Origin of the sequence: Henriciella sp., assembly GCF_049649345.1 — a bacterium.
Taxonomy (GTDB): domain Bacteria; phylum Pseudomonadota; class Alphaproteobacteria; order Caulobacterales; family Hyphomonadaceae; genus Henriciella.
In genome coordinates, this window is sequence record NZ_JBARZC010000600.1 from 1 (window position 1) to 5677 (window position 5677).

Genomic DNA, 5677 nt, shown 5'->3' on the forward strand with positions numbered 1-5677 from the left:
GAGGCTTGTGCCGGCGATCGACCGGGCAGGATCCGGCTCCGCTTCGACGGTGCAGTTGAACGGGATACCTATTCCCCTCCGCGTGTCGGGCAACTGGGCGTCACCGAACTTTGCGCCTGACTTCTCAGGTGTCAGGGCAGCGCTTCAGAGGGAGCTGCGTGACCGCGCCGTCGATCGCGTGACAGAAGGTCTCGATGACGAGCTTGGGGCAATCGTCTCGGGTGCATTGGGTCGCAGCCAGCCATCCAGCGAGAGTGGCCAGGTGGCCGAGCCTCTGCCGGAGGAAGAAAACGCCTCCGAAGAGGCAGAGGCTGAAGGCGCCAGTGAGGAAGAGGGAGATCCAAGCGAAAAACTGGTAAGGGATGCGCTTGGGTCGATCTTCGGACCGAACTGAATTTCTTCCCGCGTCCTAGCCGACGACTTTCTTGATGGGAGAAACATTATCGGGAAGGTCGTCGTCCTTGCTGCTTGCGATTACCTTGATAGGAGCGACCGCTTTCAAGCTGGAGATCGGCTTGAGATCGATGAGGTGGGCTAGTTTTTCCAGAGGCTGCGGTCGGCTCACAAGGTAGCCTTGCAATTCGTCACAGCCAATGTCCGTCAGGAATTGTTTCTGGCTCTCGGTTTCAACGCCCTCGGCGGTGCATTTCATGTTGAGCGCCTTGGCAAGATTGAGCGTCGCTTTGGTGATGGCGCGGCTGTCTTCGTCATGGTCGATATCCTCAACGAAGCTCCTGTCGATTTTCAGCCGGTCAAACGGGAACCGACGCAGATAGCTGAGCGACGAAAACCCTGTTCCAAAATCATCGAGCGAGATTTTGAGGCCAATGTCCTTAAGCTGATTAAGGCGGCTCAGCGTAAAGTCCGTATCCGTCATGAGCACGGACTCGGTGATTTCGAGCTCCAGACGCGCGGGATCTATTCCATTGGCCCCAAGCGCATTGATGATTGTTGTCACCAGGCTGGAGCTGTGGATCTGCAGCGGTGAGATGTTCACCGCTATGTGCATGTGCTCCGGCAGGCGGCGCGCGGTGGCCAGCGCTTCGCGCAGCGCCCATTCGCCGAGGCGGGTAATGATACCGCTGTCTTCCGCATGCTGAATAAAATTATTCGGCCCGAGCAATCCGCGGGTCGGATGTTCCCAGCGGATAAGGGTCTCGCAGCCAACGATCTCTCCGGATGCGGCTGAAATCTGGGGCTGGAAGTAGAGCTTAAGCTCCGAATTCTCGACAGCATGGTTGAGGTCGATTTCGATGGTCCGCCGCGCCTGGGCACGCTCTGCCAGCTGTTGGGAGAAGACGCACCAAGTACGCTTGCCGGCTTCCTTGGCCTGATAGAGCGCGAGGTCCGCATGTTTCAACAGCGTCTGGATATCCATATTGTGCTGTTCGATGGGGCGCACGCCGATACTGGCACCGCAATGAACGATGGAGCCCCAGATTTCGTAGGGCTCATTCAGCATATCGCTCGTGTGCCGCACAACCTCCATCAGGGTTTCGTGGTCCTGCACTTCAACGAGCGCTGCAAACTCATCCCCGCCCAGGCGCGCGACAACGTCAGCCTTAGCCACGGCATCGTTCAGGCGTGAGGCGACCTGGCAGAGCAGCTCATCGCCCGCCGGGTGCCCCATCGTGTCGTTCACCCATTTGAAGTTATCGAGGTCGAGCCAGAGCAGTGCCCGTTCATGGCCGGATTTGATCGGGCGAAGCGAGGCTTTTTCGAGGTGCTCGTGCAGGTATGCCCGATTCGGCAGACCCGTCAGAGGATCATAATGCGCCATATAGGCAATACGGTCCTCGATCACTTTGGACTGGGTTATGTCGCTTGCAACGCCCCTGAAGCCGACAAAATGATAGGCTTCGTCGAAGATCGGCTTGCCGGTCAATGACCACCAGGCGTCTTTTTCAGCTTCCACCTGAAGAACGAGGTCTCTGAAGCCCTGCTTGCGCTCGAGCGACTTTGAAAGGATGTTTCGGCTTTCGGATGTTCGGAACAAGGACACCAGGTTCTGGCCCGGCGCCATGGCATCGAACGCAGTCGTTTCGCCGAGCGCCGGCATTGGGATTTCGATCAGCTCGCCCGCTTCGTCGGTCTGCCAGAGCCAATCGGACGTGCTTTCCTCGAAATCACGCAGGAGAAGGCCGATGAGTTGCGCCTGCTGCTCAACTGCGACGCTGCTGAGATGCTGCTCAACAAACTGACGGTAAGACCAGCGTGCTGAGGTCCACAGAACAGCGGCGTAGACAAGCGCAAGCACGGAGAGGAAGTCATTGCGCGGGTCCTGGCCGAGCTGCAGGCCAACAATATAACCGATCGTCGTCGGGATGAGGAAGGAGTTGGCTGCCTCGGGAATGCGGCTAACCAGAAGGACACCGCCAAACATCACGCCCGCCATGATGACGCTGACGGCAAGCTGGCTGGTGGAGTCCGTAAATGGCATGATCAGAAGGGGCAGTACGCCCCAAAGCAGGCCAAGGAAGGACGCAAACCGGGCATAGCGCTCGATTGCAGCTTCGGTCGCCTCGTGCGAGATCTGTTTTGCCGGGGCCGCCCTGTTGCGCATGCGGGCCCTCATATGGCCAAACGTCATGATGGCGGTGGCGACGACGAAGGTGAAACACCAGAGGCCGATCAGGCGGTTTCCTGGCGTGTTCCAGAAACACATCACGACGACCATCGCATTGACCAGATTGGCCAGCGCGATCATTGGTGTCAGCCGACCGACCGATTCGAGCTGCTTGGCACGGACAATGCTCTTCTGCTCGTCTGGAATCTCGACGGCACTGATCAGATTGGCAACTGAGCCGGTGTCATCCTCATCCAGCTTTGCGCGGTCCGTCATTCCAGGCTCCCATGAGATCGAAACCTCTTCTGATTACCGCGAAAGGGTGAATATCGGCGTAGATGAACCCGTGAAATTTAATCTATCTGGCCCCACAAACGTAAACCCGATATGCTCTTTTCATGACGTCGAAACCGCTAATTTTAACGCTTGATCAAGGCACTACATCGAGCCGCGCTCTTGTTTTCGATGCCTCTGGCGAGATTTGCGCGCTCAGCCAGCAAGAGTTTCCACAGCATTTTCCAAAATCTGGCTGGGTCGAGCATGACCCGGCGGACATCTGGGCCTCAACGCTGGCGACGGCGCGGGAGGCGCTCGCTGAGGCGGAGGCTCGAACCGAGGGACAGGCTACCTCTATAGGCATCACCAATCAGCGGGAAACAACGCTGGTCTGGGATACTCATACAGGCGAAACGGTCGGCAATGCGATTGTCTGGCAGGACCGCAGAACCGCCGATATCTGCGATGAGTTGCGAGCTCGCGGGCTGGAAGAAGAGATCAATAGGCGGACCGGATTGACGCTCGACCCCTACTTTTCGGGCACGAAGCTTATCTGGTTGCTGAAGAATTCGGAGGTGGCCCGCAATCTCGCCAGCAAGGGGCGCTTGGCTTTTGGCACCGTCGACAGTTTTCTCGTGTACCGGCTCACAGGCGGACGGCTTCACGTCACCGACGAAACCAATGCGAGCCGCACGCTGCTCTTCAATATCGTTGACGGCGCATGGGACAAAGAAATTCTGGAATGGTTCGGCCTGCAGGACATCCAGCTGCCGGAAGTGCGGCCAAGTAGTGCCGCTTTTGGTGAGACCGATCCGGCGATCTTTGGGCGATCACTCCCGATCATGGGCATCGCAGGCGATCAGCAGGCAGCCGCGTTCGGCCAGGCCTGCTGGCACCCGGGCATGGTCAAAAGCACGTACGGAACCGGCTGCTTTCTGATCGCCAATACAGGCGGTGAACTTTTGCGATCAAGGAGCCGCCTGCTCTCGACGATTGCCTGCCGTACCGGCGGCGAGACTCAGTATGCGCTTGAGGGCTCGATCTTTATTGCGGGGGCCGTGTCGCAGTGGCTGCGCGACCAGTTGGGCATCGTTGGCTCCGCCTCGGAAACCGAGATGCTTGCCAGTTCAACGGCCTCCAATGAGGGCGTCTATATGGTTCCGGCATTTACCGGCCTCGGCGCGCCGCATTGGGACGCCGAGGCGCGCGGCGCAATATACGGCCTTACTCGATCAACAGACAAAGCCATTCTGACCCGTGCTGCCCTGGAGTCGGTCGCCTATCAGACGCTTGATCTGACCGATGCCCTTCGGTCGGATGGCCTCGATGCGCAAAGGATCCGGGTCGACGGAGGCATGGTCGCCAATGGCTGGTTCGTTCAATTCCTCGCCGATATACTGGATATTACAATCGATCGCCCCAAAATCATTGAAAGCACGGCAAGAGGCGCCGCATTTCTCGCCGGGCTGCAGGCGGGCGTCTTTTCCAGCCTCGATCAATTGGAATCGCTGTGGGAAGCCGAGCGCCGATTTGAGCCCGCCATGGAAGGCACTGAGCGTAATGGATTGATTGCCGGTTGGCAGAAAGCGGTCAAAACCACCCTCTTCCTTGCGAGCCTCGACCGGGCCTGAGACCGAATTCATTTTAAAGGAAAATGGTCGGAGCGGCGGGATTCGAACCCACGACCCCTTGTCCCCCAGACAAGTGCGCTACCGGGCTGCGCTACGCTCCGACTTGCGCCTCATTATAGGGGCCGGGTCCGGATTGCAATTGGCTAAACTGCGTCAGGCTGCCCGTGCGAGCCGGGCTGAATCCAGTCTTTGTTTTAGGTTTTCGAGATCAGACAGCATGGCTTCAAGCCGGGACCGCGAAGCACCGTCCGGAACAGCAGCATCTGCCGCGTCTGTTGCGTCGAACGCCGCTTTCACGCTCTCCTGAAGTTTACGCGCCGGACTGACTGCTGGCGTTTCATCGCCGGCTACTGTCAGAATGGCCTGACCGGCGAGCACCTTGTCGATGCCTTGCTCGTTGAGGAGCTGTCCTGCGCCCTTGAGTGTCAGGCCGCGCTCGTGGACCAGCAACTGGATCGCCTTGAGCGCTGTCATGTCTTCAGGACGGAACATCCGGCGGCCATCCGGCCTTTTCAGAGGTTTGAGATGCCGGGTAAACTTGCCTTCCCAGTATCGAAGGACGTGCGGCTGCAGCCCGAGTTCATCAGCGGCTTCTCCGATCGAACGGTAAGCGTCTGCTGATTTCTCTATGCGTTTTGCGGCTGCGGCCATGACTTGTCCTCTCTAACTGCTTTCTTCGACCTTTGATTTGAGCATTGGAGAGGGTTTGAACGTCACGACGCGGCGGGCGGAAATCTTTGCTTCCACGCCGGTTTTCGGATTGCGGCCAGACCGTGCAGCTTTCTTGCGAACGACAAAATTGCCGAAGCGGGACAGCTTCACTTCACTCTCATGCTCGAGGCTCTTGCCGATCATTTCGAGCATATGGTCCAGGATGTCGCCTGACTCCTGCCGCGTGAGACCGACTTCGCGAACGATCGCGTCGGCCAGCTCTACTCGTGTTATGGTTTTGTTGCTCACTGATCAGCTCCTCTGGTTAACAGATAAGGCCGATTTCTTAATGAAAGAATTACAGCCTGAAGAGAGAGGCGCCCCATGAAAAGCCACCGCCCATTGCTTCACTTAACACAAGATCGCCCGTTTTGATCCTGCCATCGCTGATTGCCGTATGAAAAGCGAGGGGGATGGAGGCTGCGGACGTGTTGCCGTGCAGGCCTACGGTCGAGACAACCTTGTCTTCATCAAGTCCCATTTTCCGAGCGAC

The 5677-nt window shown here is 58.0% G+C and carries 6 protein-coding genes and 1 tRNA gene; 2 read left to right on the plus strand and 5 right to left on the minus strand.

Features of this window, described 5'->3' with window-relative positions:
• A partial coding sequence (locus WA989_RS16605; protein WP_424341592.1) for a hypothetical protein occupies positions 1-394 on the plus strand: 394 nt, incomplete at its 5' end.
• A 15-nt stretch (positions 395-409) separates the two neighbouring features.
• Here WA989_RS16605 and WA989_RS16610 read toward each other — a convergent pair.
• Positions 410-2842, minus strand: a complete 2433-nt coding sequence (locus WA989_RS16610) for a putative bifunctional diguanylate cyclase/phosphodiesterase (protein ID WP_424341593.1) — start codon at positions 2840-2842, stop codon at positions 410-412.
• Positions 2843-2964: 122 nt separating this feature from the next.
• On the opposite strand from WA989_RS16610, the gene glpK reads away from it, so the two are divergent.
• Entirely contained in the window at positions 2965-4473 is a 1509-nt protein-coding gene (glpK, locus tag WA989_RS16615) for a glycerol kinase GlpK (RefSeq protein ID WP_424341594.1), read from the plus strand.
• A 24-nt stretch (positions 4474-4497) separates the two neighbouring features.
• Here the strand turns inward: glpK and WA989_RS16620 are convergent.
• From WA989_RS16620 to WA989_RS16635, 4 genes are all read right to left on the minus strand, one after another.
• Positions 4498-4574: transfer RNA gene (locus tag WA989_RS16620), tRNA-Pro, on the minus strand.
• A gap of 52 nt (positions 4575-4626) precedes the next feature.
• Positions 4627-5124 carry a MerR family transcriptional regulator gene (locus tag WA989_RS16625; RefSeq protein ID WP_424341595.1) on the minus strand — a complete coding sequence of 166 codons (498 nt, stop codon included), beginning with the start codon at positions 5122-5124 and terminating at the stop codon, positions 4627-4629.
• 12 nt (positions 5125-5136) lie between these two features.
• Positions 5137-5433, minus strand: coding sequence for an integration host factor subunit alpha (locus tag WA989_RS16630; RefSeq protein ID WP_424341596.1), 297 nt, complete (start codon positions 5431-5433; stop codon positions 5137-5139).
• Between the two features lie 49 nt (positions 5434-5482).
• Positions 5483-5677: 3-oxoacyl-[acyl-carrier-protein] synthase III C-terminal domain-containing protein (locus tag WA989_RS16635; RefSeq protein WP_424341597.1), on the minus strand; the 195-nt coding region annotated here is incomplete at its 5' end.

Coding starts and splice junctions, on each gene's coding strand:
- WA989_RS16610 (WP_424341593.1), bottom strand. CDS start 2,842: ATGACGGACCGCGCAAAGCTGGATGAGGATGACACCGGCTCAGTTGCC.
- glpK (WP_424341594.1), top strand. CDS start 2,965: ATGACGTCGAAACCGCTAATTTTAACGCTTGATCAAGGCACTACATCG.
- WA989_RS16625 (WP_424341595.1), bottom strand. CDS start 5,124: ATGGCCGCAGCCGCAAAACGCATAGAGAAATCAGCAGACGCTTACCGT.